At 40.2% G+C, this 25,835-nt stretch carries 36 protein-coding genes and 1 pseudogene; 30 read left to right on the top strand and 7 right to left on the bottom strand.

The window, feature by feature from the left end; all coding sequences use genetic code 11:
* Positions 1-2 precede the first annotated feature (2 nt).
* The 28 genes and pseudogenes from rpsS to ACOKFD_RS08290 all read left to right on the top strand — a co-directional run bounded on the left by rpsS (position 3) and on the right by ACOKFD_RS08290 (position 16,959).
* Entirely contained in the window at positions 3-281 is a 279-nt protein-coding gene (rpsS, locus tag ACOKFD_RS08425) for a 30S ribosomal protein S19 (protein ID WP_106145055.1), read from the top strand.
* Positions 282-288: 7 nt separating this feature from the next.
* Positions 289-696, top strand: coding sequence for a 50S ribosomal protein L22 (rplV, locus tag ACOKFD_RS08420; protein ID WP_106145056.1), 408 nt, complete (start codon positions 289-291; stop codon positions 694-696).
* A gap of 9 nt (positions 697-705) precedes the next feature.
* Positions 706-1,428 (top strand): 30S ribosomal protein S3, encoded by a 723-nt coding sequence (gene rpsC, locus ACOKFD_RS08415; RefSeq protein WP_299000045.1) that lies wholly within the window; start codon positions 706-708, stop codon positions 1,426-1,428.
* A gap of 21 nt (positions 1,429-1,449) precedes the next feature.
* Complete coding sequence (gene rplP / locus ACOKFD_RS08410) at positions 1,450-1,869, top strand: 50S ribosomal protein L16 (protein ID WP_106145058.1); 420 nt, start codon at positions 1,450-1,452, stop codon at positions 1,867-1,869.
* A 19-nt stretch (positions 1,870-1,888) separates the two neighbouring features.
* The gene (rpmC, locus tag ACOKFD_RS08405) at positions 1,889-2,080 is read left to right on the top strand and encodes a 50S ribosomal protein L29 (RefSeq protein WP_422860819.1); all 192 of its coding nucleotides are present in this window, start codon (positions 1,889-1,891) and stop codon (positions 2,078-2,080) included.
* 13 nt (positions 2,081-2,093) lie between these two features.
* Positions 2,094-2,351: a 30S ribosomal protein S17 gene (gene rpsQ, locus ACOKFD_RS08400; RefSeq protein WP_299000042.1), complete on the top strand. Its 258-nt coding sequence runs from the start codon at positions 2,094-2,096 to the stop codon at positions 2,349-2,351.
* A 2-nt stretch (positions 2,352-2,353) separates the two neighbouring features.
* Positions 2,354-2,722, top strand: a complete 369-nt coding sequence (rplN, locus tag ACOKFD_RS08395) for a 50S ribosomal protein L14 (RefSeq protein WP_130611997.1) — start codon at positions 2,354-2,356, stop codon at positions 2,720-2,722.
* Between the two features lie 15 nt (positions 2,723-2,737).
* Positions 2,738-3,049: a 50S ribosomal protein L24 gene (gene rplX, locus ACOKFD_RS08390; RefSeq protein WP_299000040.1), complete on the top strand. Its 312-nt coding sequence runs from the start codon at positions 2,738-2,740 to the stop codon at positions 3,047-3,049.
* Positions 3,050-3,051: 2 nt separating this feature from the next.
* On the top strand, positions 3,052-3,603 hold the full coding sequence (gene rplE, locus ACOKFD_RS08385) for a 50S ribosomal protein L5 (RefSeq protein ID WP_299000038.1): 552 nt from the start codon (positions 3,052-3,054) through the stop codon (positions 3,601-3,603).
* A 1-nt stretch (position 3,604) separates the two neighbouring features.
* Positions 3,605-3,874, top strand: coding sequence for a 30S ribosomal protein S14 (gene rpsN, locus ACOKFD_RS08380; RefSeq protein WP_054559724.1), 270 nt, complete (start codon positions 3,605-3,607; stop codon positions 3,872-3,874).
* Between the two features lie 19 nt (positions 3,875-3,893).
* Positions 3,894-4,292, top strand: a complete 399-nt coding sequence (rpsH, locus tag ACOKFD_RS08375) for a 30S ribosomal protein S8 (RefSeq protein WP_106145063.1) — start codon at positions 3,894-3,896, stop codon at positions 4,290-4,292.
* 18 nt (positions 4,293-4,310) lie between these two features.
* On the top strand, positions 4,311-4,853 hold the full coding sequence (gene rplF / locus ACOKFD_RS08370; protein WP_299000032.1) for a 50S ribosomal protein L6: 543 nt from the start codon (positions 4,311-4,313) through the stop codon (positions 4,851-4,853).
* 11 nt (positions 4,854-4,864) lie between these two features.
* Positions 4,865-5,218 (top strand): 50S ribosomal protein L18, encoded by a 354-nt coding sequence (rplR, locus tag ACOKFD_RS08365; RefSeq protein WP_299000030.1) that lies wholly within the window; start codon positions 4,865-4,867, stop codon positions 5,216-5,218.
* A gap of 5 nt (positions 5,219-5,223) precedes the next feature.
* Entirely contained in the window at positions 5,224-5,748 is a 525-nt protein-coding gene (gene rpsE / locus ACOKFD_RS08360) for a 30S ribosomal protein S5 (RefSeq protein ID WP_299000029.1), read from the top strand.
* Between the two features lie 12 nt (positions 5,749-5,760).
* Positions 5,761-5,940: a 50S ribosomal protein L30 gene (rpmD, locus tag ACOKFD_RS08355; RefSeq protein ID WP_299000027.1), complete on the top strand. Its 180-nt coding sequence runs from the start codon at positions 5,761-5,763 to the stop codon at positions 5,938-5,940.
* Between the two features lie 12 nt (positions 5,941-5,952).
* Positions 5,953-6,406 (top strand): annotated as a pseudogene (gene rplO / locus ACOKFD_RS08350) (50S ribosomal protein L15).
* Positions 6,407-6,415: 9 nt separating this feature from the next.
* Entirely contained in the window at positions 6,416-7,759 is a 1,344-nt protein-coding gene (gene secY / locus ACOKFD_RS08345; protein WP_299000024.1) for a preprotein translocase subunit SecY, read from the top strand.
* Positions 7,760-7,762: 3 nt separating this feature from the next.
* Entirely contained in the window at positions 7,763-7,978 is a 216-nt protein-coding gene (infA, locus tag ACOKFD_RS08340) for a translation initiation factor IF-1 (protein WP_011710675.1), read from the top strand.
* Positions 7,979-7,982: 4 nt separating this feature from the next.
* Complete coding sequence (gene ykgO / locus ACOKFD_RS08335; RefSeq protein ID WP_010519235.1) at positions 7,983-8,099, top strand: type B 50S ribosomal protein L36; 117 nt, start codon at positions 7,983-7,985, stop codon at positions 8,097-8,099.
* 2 nt (positions 8,100-8,101) lie between these two features.
* On the top strand, positions 8,102-8,476 hold the full coding sequence (gene rpsM / locus ACOKFD_RS08330; protein ID WP_299000020.1) for a 30S ribosomal protein S13: 375 nt from the start codon (positions 8,102-8,104) through the stop codon (positions 8,474-8,476).
* A gap of 104 nt (positions 8,477-8,580) precedes the next feature.
* A complete protein-coding gene (rpsK, locus tag ACOKFD_RS08325; RefSeq protein ID WP_299000018.1) occupies positions 8,581-8,973 on the top strand; it encodes a 30S ribosomal protein S11 in 393 nt (130 codons plus the stop codon).
* Positions 8,974-9,070: 97 nt separating this feature from the next.
* Entirely contained in the window at positions 9,071-9,676 is a 606-nt protein-coding gene (gene rpsD, locus ACOKFD_RS08320) for a 30S ribosomal protein S4 (protein ID WP_299000017.1), read from the top strand.
* A gap of 18 nt (positions 9,677-9,694) precedes the next feature.
* Complete coding sequence (locus ACOKFD_RS08315) at positions 9,695-10,687, top strand: DNA-directed RNA polymerase subunit alpha (RefSeq protein WP_055397087.1); 993 nt, start codon at positions 9,695-9,697, stop codon at positions 10,685-10,687.
* Positions 10,688-10,748: 61 nt separating this feature from the next.
* Positions 10,749-11,252: a 50S ribosomal protein L17 gene (rplQ, locus tag ACOKFD_RS08310; protein ID WP_422860818.1), complete on the top strand. Its 504-nt coding sequence runs from the start codon at positions 10,749-10,751 to the stop codon at positions 11,250-11,252.
* A 98-nt stretch (positions 11,253-11,350) separates the two neighbouring features.
* Complete coding sequence (carA, locus tag ACOKFD_RS08305; protein WP_422860817.1) at positions 11,351-12,463, top strand: glutamine-hydrolyzing carbamoyl-phosphate synthase small subunit; 1,113 nt, start codon at positions 11,351-11,353, stop codon at positions 12,461-12,463.
* A 118-nt stretch (positions 12,464-12,581) separates the two neighbouring features.
* Positions 12,582-13,877 (top strand): phosphopyruvate hydratase, encoded by a 1,296-nt coding sequence (gene eno, locus ACOKFD_RS08300; protein WP_422860816.1) that lies wholly within the window; start codon positions 12,582-12,584, stop codon positions 13,875-13,877.
* A gap of 132 nt (positions 13,878-14,009) precedes the next feature.
* On the top strand, positions 14,010-15,548 hold the full coding sequence (locus tag ACOKFD_RS08295) for a glycogen synthase (RefSeq protein ID WP_422860815.1): 1,539 nt from the start codon (positions 14,010-14,012) through the stop codon (positions 15,546-15,548).
* Between the two features lie 127 nt (positions 15,549-15,675).
* Complete coding sequence (locus tag ACOKFD_RS08290) at positions 15,676-16,959, top strand: citrate synthase (RefSeq protein ID WP_299000009.1); 1,284 nt, start codon at positions 15,676-15,678, stop codon at positions 16,957-16,959.
* A gap of 54 nt (positions 16,960-17,013) precedes the next feature.
* Here ACOKFD_RS08290 and ACOKFD_RS08285 read toward each other — a convergent pair whose 3' ends face one another.
* Positions 17,014-17,481 carry a hypothetical protein gene (locus ACOKFD_RS08285; protein WP_422860814.1) on the bottom strand — a complete coding sequence of 156 codons (468 nt, stop codon included), beginning with the start codon at positions 17,479-17,481 and terminating at the stop codon, positions 17,014-17,016.
* Between the two features lie 284 nt (positions 17,482-17,765).
* On the opposite strand from ACOKFD_RS08285, the gene ACOKFD_RS08280 reads away from it, so the two are divergent.
* Positions 17,766-18,680 carry a dimethylarginine dimethylaminohydrolase family protein gene (locus tag ACOKFD_RS08280; protein WP_422860813.1) on the top strand — a complete coding sequence of 305 codons (915 nt, stop codon included), beginning with the start codon at positions 17,766-17,768 and terminating at the stop codon, positions 18,678-18,680.
* Between the two features lie 2 nt (positions 18,681-18,682).
* Here the strand turns inward: ACOKFD_RS08280 and ACOKFD_RS08275 are convergent, their stop codons facing one another.
* Positions 18,683-19,816 (bottom strand): serine hydrolase domain-containing protein, encoded by a 1,134-nt coding sequence (locus ACOKFD_RS08275; RefSeq protein WP_422860812.1) that lies wholly within the window; start codon positions 19,814-19,816, stop codon positions 18,683-18,685.
* A gap of 112 nt (positions 19,817-19,928) precedes the next feature.
* Positions 19,929-20,753, bottom strand: coding sequence for a LytR/AlgR family response regulator transcription factor (locus ACOKFD_RS08270; RefSeq protein WP_422860811.1), 825 nt, complete (start codon positions 20,751-20,753; stop codon positions 19,929-19,931).
* Between the two features lie 81 nt (positions 20,754-20,834).
* On the opposite strand from ACOKFD_RS08270, the gene ctlX reads away from it, so the two are divergent.
* Positions 20,835-21,764 carry a citrulline utilization hydrolase CtlX gene (gene ctlX, locus ACOKFD_RS08265; protein ID WP_422861013.1) on the top strand — a complete coding sequence of 310 codons (930 nt, stop codon included), beginning with the start codon at positions 20,835-20,837 and terminating at the stop codon, positions 21,762-21,764.
* 72 nt (positions 21,765-21,836) lie between these two features.
* Here the strand turns inward: ctlX and ACOKFD_RS08260 are convergent, their stop codons facing one another.
* The 4 genes from ACOKFD_RS08260 to ACOKFD_RS08245 all read right to left on the bottom strand — a co-directional run bounded on the left by ACOKFD_RS08260 (position 21,837) and on the right by ACOKFD_RS08245 (position 25,781).
* A complete protein-coding gene (locus ACOKFD_RS08260) occupies positions 21,837-22,064 on the bottom strand; it encodes a hypothetical protein (RefSeq protein ID WP_422860810.1) in 228 nt (75 codons plus the stop codon).
* Positions 22,065-22,325: 261 nt separating this feature from the next.
* A complete protein-coding gene (locus ACOKFD_RS08255; RefSeq protein ID WP_422860809.1) occupies positions 22,326-23,825 on the bottom strand; it encodes a carboxypeptidase-like regulatory domain-containing protein in 1,500 nt (499 codons plus the stop codon).
* A 109-nt stretch (positions 23,826-23,934) separates the two neighbouring features.
* On the bottom strand, positions 23,935-25,359 hold the full coding sequence (locus tag ACOKFD_RS08250) for an SDR family oxidoreductase (RefSeq protein ID WP_422860808.1): 1,425 nt from the start codon (positions 25,357-25,359) through the stop codon (positions 23,935-23,937).
* On the bottom strand, positions 25,356-25,781 hold the full coding sequence (locus ACOKFD_RS08245) for a hypothetical protein (protein WP_422860807.1): 426 nt from the start codon (positions 25,779-25,781) through the stop codon (positions 25,356-25,358). The genes ACOKFD_RS08250 and ACOKFD_RS08245 overlap by 4 nt, the downstream gene beginning before the upstream one ends.
* Between the last annotated feature and the right edge of the window lie 54 nt (positions 25,782-25,835).

The raw sequence follows: 25,835 nt of genomic DNA, 5'->3' as shown, positions 1-25,835 counted from the left end.
AAATGGCACGTTCATTAAAAAAAGGACCATACGTTCACCACAGTCTGGAAAAGAAAGTACAGAACAATATAGAATCAGGAAAGAAGACCGTGATCAAAACTTGGTCTAGAGCTTCAATGATTACTCCTGATTTCGTAGGACAAACCATTGCAGTTCACAACGGGAGACAATTTGTTCCTGTGTATGTAACTGAAAACATGGTAGGTCACAAACTAGGAGAATTTTCACCTACACGATCTTTTAGAGGTCATGCAGGAGCTAAAAACAAAGGTAAAAAGTAAGTAAGCAATGGGAGTTCGTAAAAGACAAATGGCCGAAAGAATTAAGGCTGAGAAAAAGCAACTTGCTTTTGCAAAGTTGAACAATTGCCCAACTTCGCCAAGAAAAATGCGATTGGTAGCTGACCTTATCAGAGGAAAGCAAATTGAAATGGCTTTGGCTATTTTGAGATTCAACCAAAAAGAAGCATCAAGAAGATTGGAGAAACTATTGCTTTCAGCTATTGCCAATTGGGAAGCTAAGAATGAGGAAGCTAGTATTGAAGATGCAGACCTTTTCATCAAAGAAATCCGTGTAGACGGGGGTACTATGTTGAAAAGATTGCGTCCAGCACCTCAGGGTAGAGCGCATAGAATTAGAAAACGTTCCAACCATGTAACCTTGGTATTGGAAGCTAACAATAACGTTCAAAGCTAGAACAGAATTATGGGACAGAAGACCAATCCGATAGGAAATCGCTTAGGAATTATCAGAGGATGGGAATCCAACTGGTATGGCGGTAATGATTACGGCGATAAGCTGGCTGAGGATGACAAAATCAGAAAATACATCCATGCACGTTTGGCTAAAGCTAGTGTGTCTAGGGTAATTATAGAAAGAACCTTAAAATTAATCACCATTACTATTACCACGGCTCGTCCTGGTATTATTATCGGTAAAGGTGGACAAGAGGTGGATAAACTTAAGGAAGAGCTTAAGAAAATCACCAACAAAGAGGTTCAAATCAATATTCATGAAATTAAAAGGCCAGAGTTGGATGCCAACTTGGTTGCTGCGAGTGTTGCAAGACAGATTGAAAGTAGAATTTCTTACCGTAGAGCCATCAAAATGGCTATTGCAGCTGCAATTCGTATGAATGCTGAAGGAATTAAAATTCAAATTTCTGGACGTTTGAATGGTGCTGAAATGGCACGTTCTGAATCCTATAAGGAAGGTAGAATTCCATTGTCAACATTTAGAGCAGATGTGGATTATGCCCTAGTTGAGGCCCACACTACCTATGGTAGATTGGGAATCAAGGTATGGATTATGAAAGGTGAGGTATACGGAAAAAGAGAGCTTTCCCCATTGGTAGGATTATCCAAGAGCCAAGGAAAAGGTGGTAAGCAAGATGGTGGAGGAAAGAGACAACAACGCCGCAGAAAGTAATTAAGATAAAGTAAAGGAAACATGTTACAGCCAAAAAGAACAAAGTTTCGTAAAGCGCAGAAGGGAAGAATGAAAGGGAATTCCCAAAGAGGTCACCAACTTTCCAATGGAATGTTCGGTATCAAATCTTTGGATTCACATTTCATCACGGCCCGTCAGATAGAGGCTGCACGTATTGCTGCGACAAGATATATGAAAAGACAGGGTCAATTGTGGATTAAAATTTTCCCGGACAAGCCTATTACTAAAAAGCCTCTTGAGGTACGTATGGGTAAAGGTAAAGGTGCTCCAGAATATTGGGTGGCCGTTGTTAAGCCTGGTCGAATCATGTTCGAGGTTGCCGGAGTACCACATGACATTGCTAAAGAAGCACTTCGTTTGGCGGCTCAGAAGTTGCCAGTGAAGACTAAGTTTGTTGTTGCAAGGGATTATTCCGCTTAATCTTTTAATGGGTAAGAAAATGAAACAGTCAGAAATAAAAGAACTTTCGGTAGAAGAGCTTAGAGAAAAGCTTGCCGAGCTGAAAAAACAGCACGAAGACCTTAAAATGGCCCATGCTGTGACACCATTGGAGAATCCTATGCAGATACGCAGTACAAGAAGAACTGTGGCTCGATTGGCAACAGAATTAACTAAAAGGGAAGTACAATAATTGGTTTTGCCTTATGGAAAAAAGAAACTTAAGAAAAGAAAGAATAGGGGTAGTTACCAGTAACAAAATGGAGAAATCCATTGTGGTTTCTGAAGTAAAACGAGTAAAGCACCCAATGTATGGGAAGTTCGTTTTGAAAACCAAGAAATATGTTGCCCATGATGAAAAGAATGACTGCAACGAAGGTGACACTGTTAAAATAATGGAAACCCGACCATTGAGCAAGACAAAATGCTGGAGATTGGTTGAAATCCTTGAAAGAGCTAAGTAATCATGGTACAACAAGAATCTAGATTAAAAGTTGCGGATAACACTGGTGCAAAAGAAGTGTTGACTATCCGCGTTTTGGGAGGAACAAAAAGAAGATATGCTTCATTGGGAGACAAAATTGTAGTTACCGTAAAGGAAGCTACTCCTAATGGAACTATAAAAAAAGGTTCGGTTTCTACAGCTGTTGTAGTGCGAACCAAAAAAGAAGTAAGAAGACCTGATGGTTCTTACATCCGTTTTGATGATAACGCATGTGTATTATTGAACCCTACCGGAGAGATGAGAGGAACCCGTGTTTTTGGACCTGTAGCAAGAGAGCTTAGGGACAAGCAGTTCATGAAAATTGTTTCATTGGCCCCAGAGGTACTTTAAAAAGTAGATAGAGAGATGAAATTAAAGATAAAAACAGGGGATACGGTTATAGTTACTGCCGGAGACCATAAAGGGTCAGAAGGAAAAGTGGTGCAATTAGACCGTGAAAAGAATAAGGCCATCGTGGAAGGTATCAATATGGTATCTAAGCACGAGAAGCCAAGCGCTCAGAATCCTCAGGGAGGAATTGTGAAAAAAGAAGCACCTATCCATATTTCAAACCTTTCATTAATTGACCCAAAATCTGGAGATGCAACCAGAGTAGGTTACGAAGTGAGAGACGGGAAAAAGGTACGTGTTGCTAAAAAATCCAATGAAGTACTTTAGTTATGAGTTACATTCCTAGACTTAAGCAAGAATATAAGGAGCGCGTGATGAAAGCTCTTTCCGAAGAATTTGGATACAAGAACATCATGCAGGTTCCTAAGTTGGAAAAGATTGTAGTAAGCCGAGGTGTTGGTGCTGCAGTTTCAGATAAAAAATTAATTGACCACGCGGTAGAGGAACTTACCAACATCACTGGTCAGAAAGCAGTAGCAACAATGTCTAAGAAAGATGTTGCTTCTTTCAAGTTGAGAAAAGGTATGCCAATCGGTGCTAAAGTAACCTTGAGAGGAGAGCGCATGTATGAGTTTTTGGATAGATTGATTACTACTGCTCTACCAAGGGTTCGTGATTTCCAAGGTGTAAAAGCTAATGGTTTTGATGGAAGAGGAAATTACAACTTGGGCGTTACAGAACAAATCATCTTTCCTGAGATAAACATTGATAAAATCAATAGAATCAACGGAATGGATATCACCTTTGTTACCTCTGCAAAGACGGACAAAGAAGCAAAATCATTATTAAGCGAATTGGGAGTACCCTTTAAAAAGAACTAATATGGCCAAGGAATCAATGAAAGCCCGTGAAAGAAAAAGGGCAAAAACGGTAGCCAAATACGCAGCAAAGCGCAAAGCTTTGAAAGAAGCAGGAGATTATGAAGCATTGCAAAAGCTTCCAAAGAACGCTTCTCCGGTAAGAATGCGCAACCGTTGTAAATTGACAGGAAGACCTAGAGGGTATATGAGAACTTTTGGTATTTCAAGGGTAACCTTTAGAGAGATGGCCAATCAAGGCTTGATTCCAGGAGTTAAAAAGGCTAGTTGGTAAACCGATATAAAGAAAAGAAATGCTTACAGATCCAATTTCAGATTATCTGACCAGAATTAGAAATGCCAGCAAGGCAGGTCATAGGGTAGTGAACATTCCAGCTTCTAACTTGAAGCAACAAATGACAAAAATCCTTTTTGATCAAGGATTCATTTTGAGTTATAAGTTTGAAGAGAATGAGGTTCAAGGAAACATTAAGATCGCATTGAAATACGATAAGTTTACCAAAGAACCTGTGATAAAAAAAATTCAGAGGGTAAGTAAACCGGGACTTCGCAAGTATGCGGGTTCTGGAGAACTGCCTAGAGTATTGAACGGTTTGGGTATTGCCATTGTTTCAACTTCTCACGGGGTTATGACTAGCAAGCAAGCCAAGCAAGAGAACGTAGGTGGCGAAGTATTGTGCTACGTTTATTAATGATAAAAGAGTAAAGAAATGTCAAGAATAGGTAACAATCCAGTCTCAATCCCAGAAGCTGTTACTGTAGAAGTAAGCGAGGGTACGGTTACTGTAAAAGGTAAACTTGGAGAATTGACACAAGAATTTTCAGGAGTTGCCATTAAGGTTGAAGAAGGCAATGTAGTTTTAGAAAGACCTTCAGATTCCAAGGAGCATAAAGCGAAGCATGGATTATATCGTGCTTTAATTGCCAACATGATTGATGGCGTTTCCAAAGGTTGGACCAAAGAATTGGAGTTGGTTGGTGTTGGATATCGTGCCAGCAATCAAGGACAAAAATTGGATTTAGCCCTTGGTTTTTCTCACAATATAGTTTTAGATATTGCTCCCGAGGTCAAAATTGAGACGGTTTCTGAGAAAGGAAAAAATCCTATCGTAAAGTTGACATCCCATGACAAGCAATTGGTTGGGCAAGTAGCGGCTAAAATCCGTTCTTTCCGTAAGCCGGAGCCTTACAAAGGAAAAGGTGTCAAGTTTGTTGGTGAGCAATTAAGAAGAAAAGCAGGTAAATCAGCGTAATACGTAGTACAATGAAATTATCCAAGACTGACAGAAAGTTAAGAATACGAAGAAGAATACGTAAGATTTCCTTCGGAACAGAAACTAGACCCAGATTGTCTATTTTTCGAAGCAACAAGGAAATCTATGCGCAATTGATAGATGACAACAAAGGTGTTACATTGGCTGCTGTGTCCTCCAGAGACAAAGAAATTGATGCCAAAGGCACAAAATCTGATGTTGCTGCTTCCGTTGGAAAGGCAATTGCAGAAAAAGCAAAAAAAATAGGTATCGATACTGTTGCTTTTGATAGAGGAGGAAACCTATATCACGGAAGAGTAAAATCATTGGCTGAAGGCGCCAGAGAAGCAGGACTTAAATTCTAATAACGATGTACGGGAAGTATAAAAATGTAGAAATAGTTAAACCAGGAGGTCTGGAATTGAAAGATCGTTTGGTTGGAGTTCAAAGAGTTACCAAGGTAACGAAAGGTGGACGTGCATTCGGATTTTCTGCCATAGTTGTTGTAGGAGATGAGAATGGTGTTGTAGGTCACGGATTGGGTAAATCCAAAGAAGTTGCCACAGCCATTGCTAAAGCGATAGAGGATGCTAAAAAGAATTTGGTACGAATTCCTTTGAACAAAGGTACATTGCCTCATGAGCAAAAAGGTAAGTATGGAGGTGCACGCGTTTATATTCAACCAGCATCACAGGGTACCGGGGTTATTGCCGGTGGTGCCGTACGTGCGGTATTGGAAGCAGTAGGTGTGCACGATGTACTATCAAAATCACAAGGTTCTTCCAATCCACATAATGTGGTAAAAGCAACATTTGACGCCCTTCTTCAATTGAGAGGAGCCCGAACAGTTGCCAATCAAAGAGGAATTTCCTTGGAAAAAGTCTTTAAAGGATAAATAGAGGATAGCATGGCAAAGATTAAGGTAAAACAAGTACGAAGCAGCATCAAAAGACCACAAAACCAGAAAAGAACACTGGAGGCTTTGGGACTTCGTAAAATAGGACAGGTTGTTGAGCACGATTCAACGCCAAGTATCCTTGGAATGATTGATAAAGTAAAACACTTGGTTTCCACAGAGGAAGCCTAAAAATAGTTTGTAATGGAATTGCATAATCTTAAACCAGCCGAAGGTGCTGTACATAAAGAAGGAAAACGTGTAGGTAGAGGAGAAGGCTCTGGAAAGGGTGGCACTTCTACAAGAGGACACAAGGGTGCAAAGTCTAGAATCCGGATATTCCAAGAAGATTGGTTTTGAAGGAGGTCAGATGCCGTTACAACGCCGTGTGCCTAAATTCGGTTTCAAGAACATTAACCGAAAAGAGTACCAAGGCGTAAACTTGAGCAAGTTGCAAGAGTTGGTGGACAAAGGCATTGTGAAGAAAGAAGTGACTTTAGATACTTTGGTGGAAAACCGTTTGGCCCACAAGAATGACTTGGTTAAGATTTTAGGAAACGGGGAGCTTAAGGCTTCATTGAAAATATCAGTACATAAATTTACTGCTTCTGCCAAAGCGGCAATCGAGGCTGCAGGAGGTGAAGCAATAAGTTTATAAGAACAACGCATGAAGAAATTTGTAGAGACCATATCGAATATCTGGAAAATTGAGGAACTGAGACAACGCATCTTGGTTACCTTGGGTCTACTTTTGGTGTACCGTTTTGGAGCGCAGGTAGTACTTCCTGGTATTGATACTGCACAATTAGCGGAACTATCGTCCAATACGGAACAAGGTATTTTAGGTATTCTTAATGCATTTACGGGAGGGGCTTTTGCCAATGCTTCTGTTTTTGCTTTGGGAATTATGCCATACATCTCTGCTTCAATTGTAGTGCAGTTGATGGGGATAGCTATTCCTTATCTTCAGAAACTACAAAAGGAAGGAGAAAGTGGTAGAAAGACCATAAACCAAATCACACGATGGTTGACTATTGGTATTTGTGTGGTTCAGGCTCCGGCATATTTGTACGGATTGAGTGCTTTGGGTGTTCCTGAAAGTGCTTTCGTTCTTGGTAAAGGTCTTGACTTCATTATTCCTTCTGTAATCATACTGGTTACAGGTACCATCTTCGCGATGTGGTTGGGTGAAAAAATAACGGATAAAGGAATCGGTAATGGTATTTCTTTGTTGATTATGATTGGTATCATAGCAACAATGCCTCAGTCCTTTGTTCAGGAATTTATCTCAAGAACTACTAATAATACGGGTGGAATCATGTTCATGTTGATTGAAGTAATCATCTGGTTCTTGGTAATCTTGGCAAGTGTGCTATTGGTAATGGCTATTCGTCAAGTACCGGTTCAATATGCTAGAAGAACTGCTTCGGGAGGGTATGAAAAGAACATGATGGGGTCTAGGCAATATATTCCATTAAAGTTGAATGCCTCTGGAGTAATGCCTATCATTTTTGCTCAAGCAATCATGTTTGCACCTAGTCTTATAGGAAGAACATTTAATGATACGGCTGCAGGACAATGGATGGAGGTTCAATTTGCGGATATTTTCGGATTGGCCTACAACATTTTGTTTGGGGTATTGATTATCATTTTTACGTATTTCTATACGGCGATAACAGTTCCTACCAACAAAATGGCAGACGATTTGAAAAGAAGTGGAGGATTTATCCCAGGAATTCGCCCAGGCAAAGAAACTGGTGATTTCTTGGATAAGATTATGTCATTGATAACCTTCCCAGGTTCTATCTTCTTGGCTTTGTTGGCAGTTTTGCCAGCGGTTGTGGTTAAGTTGATGGACGTTCAAGCGGGTTGGGCATTGTTTTACGGAGGAACCTCCCTATTGATTATGGTAGGTGTGGCTATCGATACCGTTCAGCAAGTAAATTCATATTTGTTGAACAGACATTATGATGGTCTAATGAAAACAGGTAAAAACAGAAAAGTAGCATAACCTATGGCGAAGCAAGCGGCAATAGAACAAGACGGAACTATTATCGAGGCATTATCCAATGCTATGTTTCGGGTAGAACTGGAAAATGGACACGTGGTTACGGCTCATATCTCTGGAAAAATGCGTATGCACTACATTAAGCTACTTCCAGGAGATAAGGTAAAGTTGGAAATGAGTCCATATGATTTAACAAAAGCAAGAATTACGTATAGATACTAATACGATGAAAGTAAGAGCATCCATAAAGAAAAGAAGTGCCGATTGCAAGATAGTTCGCAGAAAGGGCAGATTGTATGTAATCAACAAAAAGAATCCTAGATTTAAACAAAGACAAGGGTAGTTATGGCAAGAATTGCAGGTGTAGACATACCAAAACAAAAACGAGGCATTATTTCACTTACCTATATCTACGGAGTAGGGAAAAGTAGAGCCAAAGAAATTTTGGAAAGAGCGCAAGTAAGCGAGGATACCAAGGTTTCTGATTGGAACGATGACGAAATCGGACGAATCAGGGAAGCAGTTTCCAGCTATACTATTGAAGGTGAGCTTCGTTCCGAGACCCAGTTGAACATCAAGCGATTGATGGACATCGGTTGTTACCGTGGAATTCGTCACAGATCCGGATTACCATTAAGAGGTCAGCGTACCAAGAACAACTCTAGGACAAGAAAAGGAAAGCGTAAAACAGTTGCGAACAAGAAAAAAGCAACTAAATAATAATAGATAGCAGTCATTAGTATTCAGGCGTTAGAAGAATCTGTTTGAAATGTAAAAGTCTAGGATTCCAATAACAAAGAACTAACAGCTAGAAACTAAAAAATATGGCAAAAGCAAATACAAAAACAGCAAAGAAGCGTAAAGTAATCGTTGAGTCTACAGGTGAGGCTCACGTAGTAGCTTCTTTCAACAATATCATTATCTCTTTGACAAATAAAAAGGGAGACGTAATCTCTTGGTCTTCTGCGGGAAAAATGGGCTTTAGAGGTTCTAAAAAGAACACTCCTTACGCTGCCCAGGTTGCTGCCGAAGATTGTGCCAAAGTAGCACACGAAGCAGGTCTTCGCAAAGTAAAAGTATATGTCAAAGGACCAGGAAATGGTAGAGAATCTGCAATCCGTACCATTCATAACTCCGGTATTGAAGTTACCGAAATTGTGGATGTTACACCACTACCGCACAACGGTTGTAGACCTCCAAAAAGAAGAAGAGTTTAATTATTTATTTACTAATGGCCTTTCGGCCTTGAAGGTGCAGAGAGATTATCGAAGGATAAGCCTTAATTCATAATCGCATTTTCAAAAAATAAAAAAGATGGCAAGATACACAGGACCAAAAACAAAAATCGCTAGGAAGTTTGGAGAAGCGATTTTCGGAGACGATAAGTCGTTCGAAAAGAAAAATTACCCTCCAGGGCAACACGGTAACAACAGACGCCGTGGTAAGAAATCAGAATACGCAATCCAGTTGATGGAAAAGCAAAAGGCAAAATATACCTATGGTATTTTGGAGCGTCAGTTTAGAAATCTGTTTACAGAAGCTAAAAGACGCGATGGGGTAACCGGTGAGGTATTGTTGCAATTGTGCGAATCCCGTTTGGATAACGTAGTCTACAGAATGGGTATTGCTCCATCAAGACGTGGAGCCAGACAGCTGGTTTCCCACAGACACATAACCGTAAACGGCGAGATTGTAAATATTCCTTCCTATTCCTTAAGAGCAGGTGATGTTGTGGGAGTACGTGAAAAATCAAAATCCGTTCAAGCCATTGACGATTCTTTGGCCGCTAACAGTAGCGTATACGAATGGATTACTTGGAACTCAGAAAAAAAGGAAGGTACTTTTGTAACTGTTCCCGAAAGACTTCAGATTCCTGAAAATATCAAAGAGCAGTTAATAGTCGAGTTATACTCTAAATAAAATCAACATTAGTCCAATATGGCATTACTTAATTTTCAGAAGCCCGATAAAGTTATAATGATAGATTCAACAGATTTCGAAGGGAAATTTGAATTTCGCCCTTTGGAACCTGGTTATGGATTAACTGTTGGAAATGCATTGCGTAGAGTTTTGCTTTCCTCTTTAGAGGGATTTGCCATCACCTCAGTTCGTATTGATGGTGTTGAGCACGAGTTTTCTGTTATTCCCGGTGTAGTGGAAGATGTAACAGAAATGATATTGAATCTGAAACAAGTACGTTTCAAAAGACAGATTGATGATGTTGAGAGCGAAACCGTTTCAGTTTCAGTAAGTGGAAAAGAACAATTGACCGCTGGTGATTTCCAGAAATTTATCTCTGGGTATCAAGTATTGAACCCAGATTTGGTCATTTGTAACATGGACCCCAAAGTGAGTATCAATTTGGAGGTTATCATAGAAAAAGGACGTGGATATGTTCCTGCAGAAGAGAACAAAAAGTCCAATGCTCCTCTTGGTAGTATTGCTGTGGATTCAGTATATACTCCTGTAAAGAATGTAAAGTACAGCATTGAGAACTTCAGGGTAGAGCAAAAGACCGATTATGAAAAATTGGTTTTTGAAATCGTTACTGATGGTTCCATTCATCCTAAAGATGCATTGACAGAAGCAGCCAAGGTGTTGATTCACCACTTCATGTTGTTCTCTGATGAGCGTATCACTTTGGAAGCTGATGAGATTGCACAAACAGAGACGTATGATGAAGAGTCCTTACACATGCGTCAGCTATTGAAGACCAAATTGGTCGATATGGATTTGTCTGTACGTGCATTGAACTGTTTGAAAGCTGCTGAAGTAGACACTTTAGGTGACTTGGTTTCTTTCAACAAGAACGATTTGATGAAGTTTAGAAACTTCGGTAAAAAATCATTGACTGAATTGGAGGAGTTGGTTATCAACAAAGGCCTTCAATTTGGAATGGACTTGTCCAAATACAAATTAGACAAAGATTAAGTAATCATATTTTGCTCCCCAAATAATTTGGGTTTGGTAGCAAGATGATAAAACAAAGACAATGAGACACGGAAAAAAATTCAACCATTTAGGAAGAACCGCAGCGCATAGAAAAGCGATGTTGGCCAATATGGCCTGCTCTTTGATTGAGCACAAGCGCATTAATACTACGGTTGCTAAAGCCAAAGCGCTTAAGCAATTTATTGAGCCCTTGATTACAAAATCAAAGACGGAAAATAACCAAACAGCTGAAAAGGGTATGCATAACCGAAGAGTTGTATTTAGCAACTTGAGAAATAAGCATGCAGTTACTGAACTTTTTGGTGAGGTAGCAGAAAAAGTAGCGGACAGGCCAGGCGGGTATACTCGTATCATCAAGTTGGGGAACCGACTTGGGGACAACGCAGATATGGCGCTTATCGAATTGGTTGATTTCAACGAATTGTACAACGCGGGTAAGTCTGCCAAGAAGAAAACTACTAGAAGAAGTAGAAGAGGTGGGGCTAAAAAGGTTGAAGCTGCAGCTCCAGTTGTTGAAACTAAAGCAGACGATTCAGAAGAATAATAACTATGTTATTAACTTATGGAATAGTAGAAAAAGGATACGTGAAAACGTATCCTTTTTTTATGTTCTTTTGTGAAATTGAAATTTTTTAACGGGCTATGAAATACCACTCAAAAAAGAAAGCACTCATATTGTTGGCAGACGGAACCATCTTTTATGGTAAGTCTGTAGGAAAGAAAGAAGGAACCGCTGTAGGCGAAGTTTGTTTCAATACGGGGATGACCGGATATCAAGAAATATTCACGGACCCTTCGTATTACGGACAACTTATGGTAACCACCAATGCCCATATTGGTAACTACGGTACGATGAGTGATGAAGTGGAATCCGATGGTACCAAGATTGCTGGATTGATTTGTAAAAACTTTAGCTACGAGTATTCGCGTCCAGGTGCGGATATGAGCTTGTTGGAATTTTTGGATAAGAATGATTTGTTCGCCATATCTGATGTGGATACCCGTGCCTTGGTAAGCTACATTCGGGATAATGGTGCAATGAACGCGCTAATCTCCACTAGAGTGGATGAAATAGATGCACTTAAAGAAGAATTGAAGCAAGTGCCCAGTATGGAAGGTTTGGAATTGTCTTCCAAGGTATCTACCAAAGAACCCTATTACTATGGGGATGAGAATTCAGAAATAAAGATTTCGGCCTTGGATATCGGTATCAAAAAGAATATTCTACGTAACCTGGCAAAAAGAGGAGCCTACATTAAAGTCTTTCCCTATAACACATCTTTTTCAGAAATGGCGGAATGGAATCCTGATGGATATTTTATTTCCAACGGACCTGGTGACCCAGAGCCGCTAAGCGATGCTATATCCACTGCCAAGGAAATGATACAATCCGACAAGCCTTTATTTGGGATTTGCTTGGGGCATCAGGTGTTGGCTTTGGCCAATGGAGTGTCTACTTACAAAATGTACAACGGGCATAGAGGTATCAATCACCCTATTTTGAATCTAGTTACTGGAAAAGGTGAAATTACGTCCCAGAATCACGGTTTTGCCATAAATCGGGAAGAAACGGAGGCAAATAAGGATTTGGAAATTACCCATGTACATTTAAATGATAATACGGTCGCGGGAATCAAGATGAAGGACAAGGATGTATTCTCTGTTCAATATCACCCGGAAGCTAGCCCTGGACCCCATGATGCCGACTATTTGTTCGACCAGTTTTTTGAAGTGATTCAAACTGGACGCAACTAAAACGATGTAGTTTGTTTTTAGGGTATTAAGCGGGCTTTATTCTGTTTTAAATGAAGCCTGAAAGACTGTCTTTTCATATATTAGCCAAATTAATTTCAACCAAATAAATTGCTTCAATATGAGTATAATCATCAACATTCATGCTAGACAGATATTAGATTCACGAGGGAACCCAACCGTAGAAGTGGATGTAATCACAGAAAACGGAGTTATGGGAAGGGCAGCTGTGCCTTCAGGAGCATCAACAGGGGAACACGAGGTAGTAGAATTACGTGATGGTGGAGACTCTTTTATGGGAAAAGGAGTTGGCAAAGCAGTCAATAATGTAAACACCATTATTGCTGAAGAATTGGTGGGTACTTCCGTATTTGAGCAAAACTATATTGATGCGACCATGATGGATTTGGACGGTACGCCGAACAAATCAAAACTGGGTGCTAATGCAATTTTAGGGGTTTCCTTGGCCGTAGCAAAAGCTGCAGCTGAAGAACTGGGAATGCCACTATATCGCTATGTAGGTGGCGTAAGCGCCAATACGTTGCCAGTGCCTATGATGAACATTATTAATGGAGGCTCTCACTCCGATGCTCCGATTGCATTCCAGGAATTTATGGTAATGCCAGTAAAAGCAAAAGATTTTAGCCATTCCATGCAAATGGGAACTGAGATTTTCCACAACCTAAAAAAGGTATTGCACGATAGAGGTTTAAGCACTGCTGTAGGGGATGAAGGTGGTTTTGCACCAACCTTGGAAGGTGGAACGGAAGATGCCTTGGATACTATCGCTAAAGCTGTAGATAAAGCTGGATACAAATTGGGTGATGATGTTATGATTGCCTTAGATTGTGCTTCCGCTGAGTTTTATGTGGATGGAAAATATGACTACACCAAGTTTGAAGGAGACAGTGGAGTGGTAAGAACATCGGAAGAACAAGCTCAATACCTTGCAGATTTGTGCGAAAAATATCCAATCATCTCCATTGAAGATGGTATGGATGAAAACGATTGGGACGGTTGGAAGATGTTGACAGATAAAGTGGGTGATAAAGTACAGTTGGTAGGAGATGACCTTTTTGTGACCAATGTAGAGCGCCTTTCAAGAGGAATTGAAAATGGAATCGCCAATTCTATCTTGATTAAAGTAAATCAAATAGGAACACTTACAGAGACCATCGCGGCGGTTAACATGGCAAAGAATGCAGGATACACTTCTGTAATGTCCCACCGTTCGGGCGAAACTGAAGACAATACCATTGCAGATTTAGCTGTGGCCTTGAACACAGGTCAGATTAAAACCGGTTCAGCATCACGTAGTGATCGTATGGCCAAGTACAATCAACTGCTTCGTATAGAAGAAGAGTTGGGGGGAACGGCTTACTATCCTCAAGAAAAAGCTTTTAAAGTAAAAGCATAATGTTTTTTTAGCATTGTAAAAGCCTTTCTGATTGCGGAAAGGCTTTTTTTTGCGCTATTGATAAAGTTTAGGTAACTTATAATCTCGTAACTAAAACCACCTAACTAAAACCACCTAACTAAAGCACCCCTAATGAACAATTTTCTTTTTGTTTCTGCAGAAAATGATGCCATCCCAGATTGTAAAGCTGGAGGAATGGGAGATGTAGTCCGAGACGTTCCTCGGCAGATTTCGGAGCATGGCGATAAGGTGCATGTAATAGTGCCTTCCTACGGAAGATTACATCAAGATGGAATTTTTAAGACCAGCTTATATTTCAATCTTAGGGGAATGGGCTATGCGGCTGAGCTGTATGAGGTGAAACCCAAAAAAGAGTTTCCGAATATTGTACATTATGTCATTCATCATCCTGAGATTGAAGCTGGAGATATTGCCCATATTTATCACAACGACCCAGAGGAACCTTTTTATACCGATGCCATCAAGTATTTTATTTTCTGTACCGCCGTTGCAGAAGGGGTAAAGCGTGGCGCTTTTGGGGATTTGGATGTTATCCATTTGCATGATTGGCACTCCAGTTTGCTGTTGTTTCTTCGTGAGTACCATGAAGAATATACACTTTTAAAGGATATTCGGTTTGTGTACAGTATCCATAATTTGGCCATTCAGGGAATTCGTCCGTTTGGAGATAACTACTCTTCCATGGAAAATTGGTTCCCTAACGTTCAGTTTGATTATGATGCTCTTAAAGATTACCGATATACGGATTGTATCAACCTTATGGCTGTAGGTATTCGTTTTGCTGATGCCGTCCATACCGTTTCACCATCTTATAAAGATGATGTGCTCAAACCTAGTTCTCCTCCTGAGTTTATTGGAGGCGAGGGCTTGGAATTGGATTTGCAAAAAGCCAACGAAGAAGGTCGATTGATAGGCATTTTAAATGGGTGTAATTACAAAAACATCAACCAAGAAGAAAAAGGCTTTATTTATCGGAATACGGTGAAGGCGCTCTTTGGTTGGTTGCAAATGGAAGACAAGAAATACAAAGCGGACTTTTTGGCTCATACCGGTGAAAAAATTATGGAATATGTAGGTAATCGGCCCAAATTCATTGCTTCTAGTGTGGCCCGTTTGACCGAACAGAAATTTTACTTTTTCATGCGTTCTCCCGAAGCATTTGTAGAAATTTTGAAGAAGCTGGAAAAAGTCGATGGTATTTTTATGCTTTTAGGTACCGGCGCTCCGGAGTACGAAGAATTGTTCAGACAATTGAGCTACGAGCATAAAAACTTCATTTTTACCAATGGTCAATCGGAAAACCTTATTGATTCCATTTATCTGGAGTCCGATCTATACTTTATGCCCAGCCTTTTTGAGCCTTGTGGAATAAGCCAAATGCTGTCCATGCGTAATGGTAATCCTTGCCTAGTACATCATACCGGAGGGTTGAAGGATACGGTGAGCCATATGAAAACCGGCTTCACTTTTGACGGGGATACCTATGACGAGAAAATAAAAAATATGCTGGCCGCTTTTGATACTGCTTTGGATGTTTACACCAATGACAAGGAGAAGTGGAAGAAAATACAGGCCGGTGCAAAGCGGAAGCGGTTTACTTGGAAAAAATCGGTAGATAAATATTACGAATTGCTTTATAAACTGGAATAAAAACCGGTTTAAATCTCTTGAGTTTACCTATCTGTTAAGAAGGATATAAATAGCTTCGGGAAATTGTTAATGCCTTTGCTTTTTCGTAATTTTGCGCCTCTATTTTAATAATCTTTTAAAAATTTCAATGTCGGATAAAGCAACACTTCAATATGCTGGTAACAGCTACGAGTTTCCAGTTATAAAAGGTACTGAGAATGAATTGGCCATAGATATTAAAACCTTGAGGTCTGCCAGTGGTATGGTAACCATAGATCCTGGATATAAAAACACGGGATCTTGTGAAAGTGCCATCACCTTTTTAGATGGAGAGAAAGGCATTTTGAGGTATCGCGGCTATTCTATCGAAGACTTGGCCGAAAAGGCCGATTTTCTTGAAGTGGCTTATCTGCTAATTTTCGGAGAATTACCCAATAAGGAGCAGTTGGAGAAGTTCCATCACGACATTAAGGAAGAGGCTGATGTAGATGAGGAAATGAAAAAGATTTTACAAGCTTTTCCAAAAGCGGCGCACCCTATGGGCGTATTGTCCTCCATGACCAGCGCCTTAGTTGCCTTTAATCCGGTTTCTGTGGACGTTTCTTCTGAGGAGGCCATGTATAATTCCATTGTACGGATTTTAGCTAAGTTCCCTGTTTTGGTGGCTTGGACACAACGCAAGAAAAAGGGACTTCCATTGAATTATGGAGACGACACCTTGGGCTATGCAGAGAACTTTCACAAAATGATGTTCAAGAGGCCTAACAAAGAATATGTAAAGGACCAAATAGCTATCGATGCCATTGATAAACTATTGATTTTGCATGCGGATCACGAACAAAACTGTTCTACTTCTACAGTACGAATCGTAGGATCTTCCCATGCAGGGCTTTTTGCTTCCCTTTCAGCTGGTATTTCTGCACTTTGGGGCCCATTGCATGGTGGAGCTAACCAAGCGGTGTTAGAAATGCTTCAAGCTATAGAGGCAGATGGTGGTGATACCAAAAAATATATGGCCAAGGCCAAAGATAAGAACGACCCGTTCCGCTTGATGGGCTTTGGACACCGAGTGTATAAAAACTTTGATCCACGTGCCAGAATCATTAAAAAAGCAGCTGACGAAGTTTTGGCTAATCTGGGAATTGAAGATCCTATTTTAGATATTGCCAAAGGTTTGGAAAAAGAAGCCTTGGAAGATGAATACTTTGTGCAGCGCAAATTGTATCCAAATGTAGATTTCTACTCTGGAATCATTTATCGTGCTTTAGGTATCCCAACGGAGATGTTTACGGTAATGTTCGCCTTGGGAAGACTTCCAGGATGGATTGCACAATGGAGAGAAATGCGTTTACGTGGGGAACCTATAGGAAGACCAAGACAAATTTACATTGGAGAAAACCACAGACCTTTCGTGGATGTTTCCAAACGATAACAATAGGAAAATGTACCTAATAGAAAAACGCCCTTTAAAGGGCGTTTTTTGGTTTTATAGTTTTGCTAAACTGTTTTGAGAACTTTCATTTAGTATTTTATCCTTTTCATAGCAGGCCTCCATTATCTTTAAATGATAGTAGGTTTGAAAAGATGAGCTCTCAGAGGATAATAAAATGTTTTCACATCTCCTATACTCATTATGGAGAAAGCCATGTGCATCAATGGCACTCAAATTCTGAATTGTAGAATCTAAAGAAGTCCGGTATTTCTCTACTTGTATATCCAATTGAGATAGGTTTTTACCAAAAAGCAATCGGTTTTTATGTTTCAAAAAGACTTTAAGTTTTATCAGCGATTCTTCCTGAATACAATCTTCATATTTAATTATTGAACTGGATACTCTTTCCTGAGTTTGGGAAACTGCTTCCAAAGAAAAAGGGTTGGCACGATTGGCGTTCATGTGTAAAAGAAACACACAGCTCAATGCAACTATGGGGAGAACAATTATTAATCGCTTCATCTTTAAATCATTATCATACTAAATGTAACAAAATTTGCGAATGAAGCTGCACTTTTTGTCAGAAAAAAGAGTAAAATCAATTATATTTAACTATTTACTAATCAGGTAGTTAAACGAAAAAAGAATACCACAAAAGTGTTAAGGGATACCCCTAAATGTGGGTGTTGTTTTTTTATTTTCCTGTTGGGGAAAATCAAACGTAAAACACTAGATTTGCCCCTGAAATTATAAGGTTTTTCTTTTCGTTTTTGAGAAGTTTTAACCATTCAACTCATCTCAACCATATGATGAAGCTTCATATTGTAGACGAAACGGCACCACTGAAAGCGGTGGTATTGGGTACTGCGGAAAGCTGTGGCCCTATCCCAAAACCTGAAGAAGCATATGACCCAAAATCTTTGGAGCACGTCTTGAAAGGCACCTATCCTAAAGAAGCTGATATGGTCAAAGAGATGGATGCTTTTGCTGCAGTCTTTGAAAAATATGGCGTAAAAGTATTTCGTCCCGAAGTAATTCAGGATTGTAACCAAATCTTTTCACGAGACATTGCTTTTGTAATTGAGGATAAATTATTCCATTCCAATATTTTACCAGACAGGGAACGCGAGTTTGAAGCAATTGGACCTATTTTAGAACAGATAGACCCTAACAAAATCATCAGGCCTCCAGAAGAAGTGCATATAGAAGGAGGTGACGTGATGCCATGGAACGATTATATTTTTGTTGGCACCTATACGGGAAAGGACTATCCGGACTATATTACAGCAAGAACCAACAAGGAAGCCGTAGAATATCTTCGGGAGTTGTTTCCATATAAAACTGTAAAATCCTTTGAACTGAGAAAATCCAATACCAACGCTAAAGAAAACGCGCTGCATTTGGACTGTTGCTTTCAACCCGTTGGCAAAGACAAGGCCATTTTGCACAAAAATGGCTTTTTGGTGGAGGAAGAATACCAATGGTTGGTCAATCACTTCGGTAAGGACAATATTTTTGAGATTGACAAAGAAGAGATGTACCAAATGTTCAGCAATGTATTTTCAATCTCTCCTGAAGTTGTTGTCTCGGAACAGAATTTTATCCGATTGAATAATTGGCTTCGCAGTCAAGGATTTACCGTAGAAGAAATCCCTTATGCCGAGATTGCCAAGCAAGAGGGACTTCTTCGTTGCAGTACACTACCCTTAATACGGGAATAGCATTACATAAACAAAGCCATTAAGATTTCTTGTTGCATGTTTTCTGCTTCCCTTAAAATGGGTGAATCCATTAAAGTGTTGAAGTTAGTGGACATGAAGACGATGGAATCCAATTCCGGAAGGTACAACAATACGCATCCAGCACCTATACCGCCACCAGAATGCCCTATAGCGTAAGTAACGTCAAGGTCATAGTATTGAATACCCAATCCGTATCTTTTTTCTCCCTTGTCGTTTAAAACAAACTCTTGCATCATTTCTAAGGTCCTAGGTTTTAAAAGTTTGCCAGAGACCAATCCTTTAAGGAACAATACGGCATCTTTGGTGCTGGTAACCATACCATCATCACCTTTCATGGAAGAAACATTGGCCCGCTGTATTTTTGAAATGTTGGTGGGACTTCCAATGAGTAGAACATCCCAATAGGCATCAGCAATATTCAAATCATCGCTGATGTTTTCTATAGAAAGGTAATATGTGGACTCCAATCCTAACTTTTTGAAGATGTGTTTTTCCATGTAGGCAACATGGTCCCCTGTAATTTTATCTGCAATTAGTGACAATAGTTCATAATTGCTATTTCGATAGGCGTATTTTGTTCCTGGAGCAAAATCCATATTCTTTCCTCTTAGGTGAGATAGGAGTTCTTCTACCGACAAGACCTTTTGCGGGTTTTGAATAATCCTAGAGACCAGAATAGGGTCAGTGCTATACTCTGGAATGCCCGAAGTCTGGTTCAATAGCATTTTGATGGTAACTTTATCTATTCCTTCTTTGTCCATTAACCAATCGTAGCTTAGATATTTGGTAATAGGGTCGTTCAAATCCAGTTTTTTCTTCTCGTACAGTTGAAGTATCTGCACCGCCATATAGGTTTTGCTAACACTTTGTAGATAGAACAGATGTTCGTTTGTCAAGGGTTCCTTGTTTTCCATATTGGAATAGCCTGCAGCATGGGACCAAAAACCCGTATCCGCATTGAATACGGTAAGTGCAAGGCCGGGAATTCCCATTTCAATATACTTTTGGAGTATGGCTTTAACGGCTTCCTTTTTTTCTTCAGGAAACCCTTTGGTTTGTGCTGTACTTAGTGCTGAGAAAAGAATTAAAATAAAAGTTGCTGTTTGTTTTTTCATGATTGATATTTTGGGTCAAATATCCACCAAGCAGCATCATTAAGGAACGCACACAGTGTTCAAAATGTGTAAAGTGTAGCATTTTTTAGGATGGGATGTCATGGGAGTTGCATTATACACTGTGGACGGTAAGGCTAAACCATTTTTTAAACTCTGGTGCGGTAGTTCGGCTTACGATTTCAGTATTGTTGGGTTGGGTTTTATTTCCAAACTCTACCGCCAATTTTCCATTCACTTCTTTCTTATAGCCCAAAAGCTGATTTCGATTCACGATATACTTCCGATTTAACCTAAAAAAAAGTTCTTCGGGGAGTTTGGGCATGATTTTATTCAGCGAATCATCCAAAACAAAAGATTGACCTGTTTGGGTTATTAGATAGGTAGTTCTTTCATCCACAAAGAACCAAGCAATTGAAGAAAAAGGAATATGGCTCTTTTTATTTCCCAATCCAACTTCAAATCCGGTTTGCCGCAATGCCTTGTCCTGTTCCCGCATTTTTTGCGAACTGCGCCACTCATCATAAAAGTAAATACCGATGTACAGGCCATTTATGACCAAGATCCAGATAAAAAAGATGAATAGATTGTAGGTGTAGAACTTTATGGGCAAAGGTTTATCGGTATATAGGGCATTGATAATTTCAGTAGCAAGTATGATAAAACCCTGGACAATGAGGTTGGTTAGTAGTATTTGTACTATCAATCTTTTGGACAATCCCTTTTCATAAGGCATTTTCTTGTCCAAATACACGATGGTAACCCGAAGCAACCACCAAGCAATAAACCCCTGTGCCGTGTCTATAAAGTAGGTGGCATAGGTGTACCAGTCCCAACGGATGGTACCATAGGTGAGATGATAGTTAATGGTATTGATAACTGGAATCAGTATCAGACACAACAACCAATCCTTATATTTTCCCAAATAATTGGCCCACATGCTATAAAGATATCGATGCTGTTTTTTTGTTACAAAATGAACATCGGATTTGCTACTTTTGGGGGATTTTATTCCAAGCTGATGCAGATTACGAATACCATTTTAATGATTCGTCCGGTGGCGTTTAGAATGAACGAACAGACCGCGGTGAACAACTATTTCCAAGAAACCTTGGAAATTACCAATGCCGAAATCAACCAAAAGGCCCAAAAGGAGTTTGATACTTTTGTAGAGGTTTTGCGAAACCATGGCGTAGAGGTTATTGTGATTCAGGACACCAAGGAACCGGATACTCCAGATTCCATATTTCCTAATAATTGGGTGTCATTCCACGCTACGGGTACGGTGGCTGTGTATCCCATGTTTGCGGAGAATAGAAGATTGGAACGAAGGGAAGAGGTTTTTGAAGTATTGGAGCAGCATGGTTTTCGCATAGATGATGTTTTGGACTATACCGCTGCTGAAGAGGAAGGCGTGTTTTTGGAAGGCACGGGGAGTATCCTTAAGGATCGCGTGCACCAAAAGGCCTATTGTGCACTCTCCGAACGCGCACACGAAGAACTTTTTATTGAGTTCTGTGAGAATTTTGATTGTTTTCCCGTATTGTTTACGGCTAACCAAACCGTAGATGGGGAACGCAAGCCCATTTACCATACCAACGTAATGATGGCCATGGCCGAGACCTTTACCGTGATTTGTTTGGACGCCATAGACGATAAAAAAGAGCGCAAACATGTGGTGGAACACTTGAAAAAAGATGGAAAGCAGATCATTTCCATTACTGAGGCCCAAATGCATGCCTTTGCAGGAAATATGTTGCAGGTAATTGGTGCGAACGACCAACGTTTGGTGGTGATGAGCACCCAAGCCTATAAAAGTTTGCGCAAAGACCAAATTGATGCCATAACCCAACATTGCGAGATTGTACACAGCCCATTGGATACCATTGAAACTTGTGGGGGTGGTTCTGCACGTTGTATGATGGCGGAAGTTTTCTTGCCTAAATCTTAATTGTCACCCTGAACTTGTTTTAGGGTCTCTTTTCTTCCGTCATTTCGAATGAGCGAAGTGAATGAGAAATCTCTAACCTGTTAGATTTCTCATTGCACTCGAAATGATACTAGTATCGACCCTTATTTCATTAACAATCCCCCTCAAAGTGCTCACCACATCCTGTACTTCTCTTTTTTCAAAGGTGTTTTCTTCCAAATAAAAGAGCATTTCAATAACAGAATCCAGTACTTGTGCTAGTTTTTCCGGAGAACCGTAGGTATCCTCAATCCATTTTTTTAATGCTTCTTCTGTGCTCATGTTTAGAATTTACTGAGCAAGAAAGGATTTTAGTATGAAGTATTACATGCCATAAATGGCAAGTTGGGAAAAGCAAAAAAGAATTACTTGTTCATTTTGTCTTGAAACAAAACGAACCAAAAATTCAAGATGATTTCAAGGAAATTTTTGTGCCACATCGCAAAACCGCTTCTAAATCTCACCACTCCATGCTCTTTTTTGCTTTGCAAAACGCACTTTCGTTGGATTTGAAGCTATTTCTGTGAAATCATCATCTTTAGACTACTCTTCCGAAACCGTAAACTCCCGAATCGCTTGGTTGGGTTCCATGATGGTATAGCCTTCCCAAAACTCTGGGTTATAGGCGGGCATATAGGTGGCTTTGGCACTCTTGTCCTCTTTTAGGTTTTCAAATTGGCCATTGTCTATTAGGGTATTGTTATAGACCACTAGTTCCCATTTGTTCATGTTTGCCATTCGAAAATCAATATTAAGGCGAAGTTCGTTCTGCTTGCGGCGACCCTTTACATTTTTGTTCTTTTCAATAACATCCAAGGGGCGGTCAAAACGGAACCAACGCCCAAAACTAAAGTCCGCAAACTTGAGTTCGTATTTGTTATTGGGCAGTTTGGTAAAGCGCATGGTGCCTTTGTACACGGTTTCACGGTAATAGATGCCCAGAAGGCGAAAATTGCGTAAGTTCTTTAGGTTCTCAAAGTCAATTTGCATAATGGCAAAGTCCTCAATGTTCACATAAAGCTTGCCTCTAAAATCGGCACTGCCCTTGGGTTCAAAACCAATCACGTAGACCCCGTTCTCGTCTATATCCGCATAGCCATCCAGCGTAAAGTTGTACTTGCGGCTTTTGTTGATAACATTCAACTTGCTGTCTTCTTCGTAATACACCTCGCCCAATAACTCTTTAAAAATGTGTTTTTGTCCATCAACTAGACCAGAAACCGTGTCCTTTCCTAGTTCCCTTTCCAGTTCTTTGGCCTCTTCGGCCTCTATATCGGATAAAATAGAGTCCACCTGTACTTTTTGGCTAAAAAGACCTGACTTTATCTTGAGATAGGAGTCCTTTTTCACGTTTTTCTTGAACATTTCTTCCATTCGCTCACCTAAGTCCTCAAAAGAACCAATGTCCTTTTTGTCATACAGTTCTGCAGCCCTAAGCACGTTCACTTTATTGGCATCTCTTGTTTTGTAAAAATCCCCCAATGCCTCCGTATAGAAATATGAGTTTCGGGGTACCGTCCTGGCGATACTATCTACCAATTCTTTATCTAGACCTTCTATTGAAGACTTCTCAAACCCCAAATCGATTTTATGGATATTGCCAAAAACGGATTGCCGTAAAAAATAACGTTGTTTTACGGGCTGGTCATTGGTGTTTTGGGGTAAACGTTCCTTTACCTTACGCATAATATCGTCTACCTCCAGTTCTTTATCAAAAAGATAGACCCCGCTCAGCTCAATGTTTTTAGGCTGTACCAAAACCACCGAATCTTGAAGTTGTTCTAGGGTGAATCCAATTTTTTTGTACCCCAAAGAAGAGATGTAGACGGAATCCAAAGCTAGGGAGTCTTTTTCCAACATGAAGCTAAAGCGGCCTTCTTCGTTTGTAATCACTCCCTGATTCTCTCCATACTGCACGGTGGCGTAGGGAATGCCTTTTTTTGTCTTGGCATCAACCAGTCTTGAACTTACATTCTGTGCCAATGCCACAGGCATGGTAATCAAAGCGATTGCAAAAAAGATGAGAGATTTGCGTACGGACATAGGGTTGTTTTTGGCTATCATCAACATAAAGACATCAAAAGTAGGCAAAGGGTTGCCTCCACTTAGACGATTTTAACTTGATTTTATAACAGAATAGGAGCCAAAAACATCAGGTATTCGCCAAGTTGCGAATCATTCCCCCAAAAATAAAGAAGTGAAAGGGGAGAACGCTGTACCAGTATAGTCGCCCTTTTAGACCTTTGGGCCGAAAGGTGGCGGTTTGATGCAGGACTTTGTTGTCGTCTATGCGAAACTCCAACCATGCTTCCCCAGGTAGGCGCATTTCTGCAAAGAGGAGCAAGCGTTTTTTCTTTTTATCGGCTAGGAGTACCCGCCAGAAATCCAATGCATCCCCAGGAAAAATTTTATCTGGGTGGGTACGTCCCCTTCGTAACCCTGGCCCTCCATTGAGTTTGTCCAAAAAACCACGAATTTTCCAAAGCCAACCACCATAGTACCAACCTGTTTCTCCACCAATCTTCCAAATGTTTTCCAACGCTTTATTCTCGTCTTCTACCTTTAAGGTCTGCACATCTTTCAACACCCCAAATTTGGGTACTTGGATATACTTCTCTAGATTTTTATTGAAATTTCCACTTACCATGCTATCCTTCCAGCTACTAACCACGGAGTTTTGAGCAATTTTTATAAAAGCCATGTCAATGGCCTCTTTGTAGGTATGGGGTTTGATTCCAAGAATATCTTGAAGGCGTGTATCTTCTGCGATGACCTCAATTTTCATGCTATCCACCAGATTCAAAGCCAGTTTATAGGATGTTGAGGTTACAAAATAGAGCCAATATGAGGATAGTTTGGGGGTCATGACCGGTACGGTGTATATCCAATTCTTAAATCCGCGTGCTTCGGCATACTGATGCAACATTTCTTTATAGGTGAGCACGTCTGGTCCGGCAATATCAAAGGAATCGTCATAGGTTTGTTCATGCCCCAACACACCCAAAAGGAAGTTGATCACATCTCGAATGGCAATAGGCTGGGTTTTGGTCAATACCCATTTTGGGGTTACCATGAGCGGAAGTTTTTCACAGAGATCACGAATAATTTCAAAAGAAGAACTTCCCGAACCTACAATGATGCCGGCACGCAGTACAGTCAGTGAAAATGGGCCATCTTGAAGGATGTTTTCAACATTTTTGCGCGACCATAGATGTTTGGACAGGTTTTTATCGTTAACAATGCCGCTGAGGTAAATAACCTGTTTGATGTTGGTTCCCTTCACATATTCATTGAAGTTTCTTGCGACCTGTGCTTCCAGTTCATCAAAGTTCTTGGTAGTCACCGTCATCAAATGAATCAGGAAATAGGCGACATCAATGTCCTTCGGGATTTTATTTTGCACCACATCTTTGAGGAAATCAATCTCAATAACCTCTACTTTTTTACGGGTTTCACGATCAATGGACAATCGGGTTTCATCCCGCACGGCGCAGACTACTTCATGGCCCATTTCCAAGAGTTTGGGCAGCAATCGCATACCTATGTAGCCATTAGCACCAGTGAGAAGGATTTTCATAGGTCTTCAATTGAAGTGGGCGCGTTATCCGCCTTATAATCCAATAGTTTTTTAAAGAATTTCTGTATAGCCTTTGTATCAGACTTCACTTTGATAAAATAGTTATCGCGGTAAATGGAGTATATGGCAAAATCGCCTTTATAGATGGTCAATTTGTAGAAGGGTATAATCAAACCGTAGGTTTCCAGCAACGAACGAAATCTCACAATGATTCCTTTTGGGCGCATTTCGATATTACAGCTGTTGAGGTTGTTATCCAAAATGAGCAAATTTTGGATTTCTACGCTGGTTTCGGTAATGAACAGCTTGGGAGACCCTATGCCGCCCATACTAAAACGTTCTTTTAGGGTAAAGGGCTTACCCACTTCATTGTCAATTTTTTCCCTGATTTTTTTGTCGTTGTACGAGACGTTCAGAAGCATGTTTAAAATTAACCAAAATAGATGGGTTTGTTGTAGGCAAAGCCCATTATTGTT

It is taken from the genome of Flagellimonas ulvae (assembly GCF_049333175.1).
Lineage (GTDB): Bacteria > Bacteroidota > Bacteroidia > Flavobacteriales > Flavobacteriaceae > Flagellimonas.
This window is presented reverse-complemented; position numbering and strand designations above follow the sequence as displayed.

Coding starts and splice junctions, on each gene's coding strand:
- rpsS (WP_106145055.1), top strand. CDS start 3: ATGGCACGTTCATTAAAAAAAGGACCATACGTTCACCACAGTCTGGAA.
- rplV (WP_106145056.1), top strand. CDS start 289: ATGGGAGTTCGTAAAAGACAAATGGCCGAAAGAATTAAGGCTGAGAAA.
- rpsC (WP_299000045.1), top strand. CDS start 706: ATGGGACAGAAGACCAATCCGATAGGAAATCGCTTAGGAATTATCAGA.
- rplP (WP_106145058.1), top strand. CDS start 1,450: ATGTTACAGCCAAAAAGAACAAAGTTTCGTAAAGCGCAGAAGGGAAGA.
- rpmC (WP_422860819.1), top strand. CDS start 1,889: ATGAAACAGTCAGAAATAAAAGAACTTTCGGTAGAAGAGCTTAGAGAA.
- rpsQ (WP_299000042.1), top strand. CDS start 2,094: ATGGAAAAAAGAAACTTAAGAAAAGAAAGAATAGGGGTAGTTACCAGT.
- rplN (WP_130611997.1), top strand. CDS start 2,354: ATGGTACAACAAGAATCTAGATTAAAAGTTGCGGATAACACTGGTGCA.
- rplX (WP_299000040.1), top strand. CDS start 2,738: ATGAAATTAAAGATAAAAACAGGGGATACGGTTATAGTTACTGCCGGA.
- rplE (WP_299000038.1), top strand. CDS start 3,052: ATGAGTTACATTCCTAGACTTAAGCAAGAATATAAGGAGCGCGTGATG.
- rpsN (WP_054559724.1), top strand. CDS start 3,605: ATGGCCAAGGAATCAATGAAAGCCCGTGAAAGAAAAAGGGCAAAAACG.
- rpsH (WP_106145063.1), top strand. CDS start 3,894: ATGCTTACAGATCCAATTTCAGATTATCTGACCAGAATTAGAAATGCC.
- rplF (WP_299000032.1), top strand. CDS start 4,311: ATGTCAAGAATAGGTAACAATCCAGTCTCAATCCCAGAAGCTGTTACT.
- rplR (WP_299000030.1), top strand. CDS start 4,865: ATGAAATTATCCAAGACTGACAGAAAGTTAAGAATACGAAGAAGAATA.
- rpsE (WP_299000029.1), top strand. CDS start 5,224: ATGTACGGGAAGTATAAAAATGTAGAAATAGTTAAACCAGGAGGTCTG.
- rpmD (WP_299000027.1), top strand. CDS start 5,761: ATGGCAAAGATTAAGGTAAAACAAGTACGAAGCAGCATCAAAAGACCA.
- secY (WP_299000024.1), top strand. CDS start 6,416: ATGAAGAAATTTGTAGAGACCATATCGAATATCTGGAAAATTGAGGAA.
- infA (WP_011710675.1), top strand. CDS start 7,763: ATGGCGAAGCAAGCGGCAATAGAACAAGACGGAACTATTATCGAGGCA.
- ykgO (WP_010519235.1), top strand. CDS start 7,983: ATGAAAGTAAGAGCATCCATAAAGAAAAGAAGTGCCGATTGCAAGATA.
- rpsM (WP_299000020.1), top strand. CDS start 8,102: ATGGCAAGAATTGCAGGTGTAGACATACCAAAACAAAAACGAGGCATT.
- rpsK (WP_299000018.1), top strand. CDS start 8,581: ATGGCAAAAGCAAATACAAAAACAGCAAAGAAGCGTAAAGTAATCGTT.
- rpsD (WP_299000017.1), top strand. CDS start 9,071: ATGGCAAGATACACAGGACCAAAAACAAAAATCGCTAGGAAGTTTGGA.
- ACOKFD_RS08315 (WP_055397087.1), top strand. CDS start 9,695: ATGGCATTACTTAATTTTCAGAAGCCCGATAAAGTTATAATGATAGAT.
- rplQ (WP_422860818.1), top strand. CDS start 10,749: ATGAGACACGGAAAAAAATTCAACCATTTAGGAAGAACCGCAGCGCAT.
- carA (WP_422860817.1), top strand. CDS start 11,351: ATGAAATACCACTCAAAAAAGAAAGCACTCATATTGTTGGCAGACGGA.
- eno (WP_422860816.1), top strand. CDS start 12,582: ATGAGTATAATCATCAACATTCATGCTAGACAGATATTAGATTCACGA.
- ACOKFD_RS08295 (WP_422860815.1), top strand. CDS start 14,010: ATGAACAATTTTCTTTTTGTTTCTGCAGAAAATGATGCCATCCCAGAT.
- ACOKFD_RS08290 (WP_299000009.1), top strand. CDS start 15,676: ATGTCGGATAAAGCAACACTTCAATATGCTGGTAACAGCTACGAGTTT.
- ACOKFD_RS08285 (WP_422860814.1), bottom strand. CDS start 17,481: ATGAAGCGATTAATAATTGTTCTCCCCATAGTTGCATTGAGCTGTGTG.
- ACOKFD_RS08280 (WP_422860813.1), top strand. CDS start 17,766: ATGATGAAGCTTCATATTGTAGACGAAACGGCACCACTGAAAGCGGTG.
- ACOKFD_RS08275 (WP_422860812.1), bottom strand. CDS start 19,816: ATGAAAAAACAAACAGCAACTTTTATTTTAATTCTTTTCTCAGCACTA.
- ACOKFD_RS08270 (WP_422860811.1), bottom strand. CDS start 20,753: ATGTGGGCCAATTATTTGGGAAAATATAAGGATTGGTTGTTGTGTCTG.
- ctlX (WP_422861013.1), top strand. CDS start 20,835: ATGCAGATTACGAATACCATTTTAATGATTCGTCCGGTGGCGTTTAGA.
- ACOKFD_RS08260 (WP_422860810.1), bottom strand. CDS start 22,064: ATGAGCACAGAAGAAGCATTAAAAAAATGGATTGAGGATACCTACGGT.
- ACOKFD_RS08255 (WP_422860809.1), bottom strand. CDS start 23,825: ATGTCCGTACGCAAATCTCTCATCTTTTTTGCAATCGCTTTGATTACC.
- ACOKFD_RS08250 (WP_422860808.1), bottom strand. CDS start 25,359: ATGAAAATCCTTCTCACTGGTGCTAATGGCTACATAGGTATGCGATTG.
- ACOKFD_RS08245 (WP_422860807.1), bottom strand. CDS start 25,781: ATGCTTCTGAACGTCTCGTACAACGACAAAAAAATCAGGGAAAAAATT.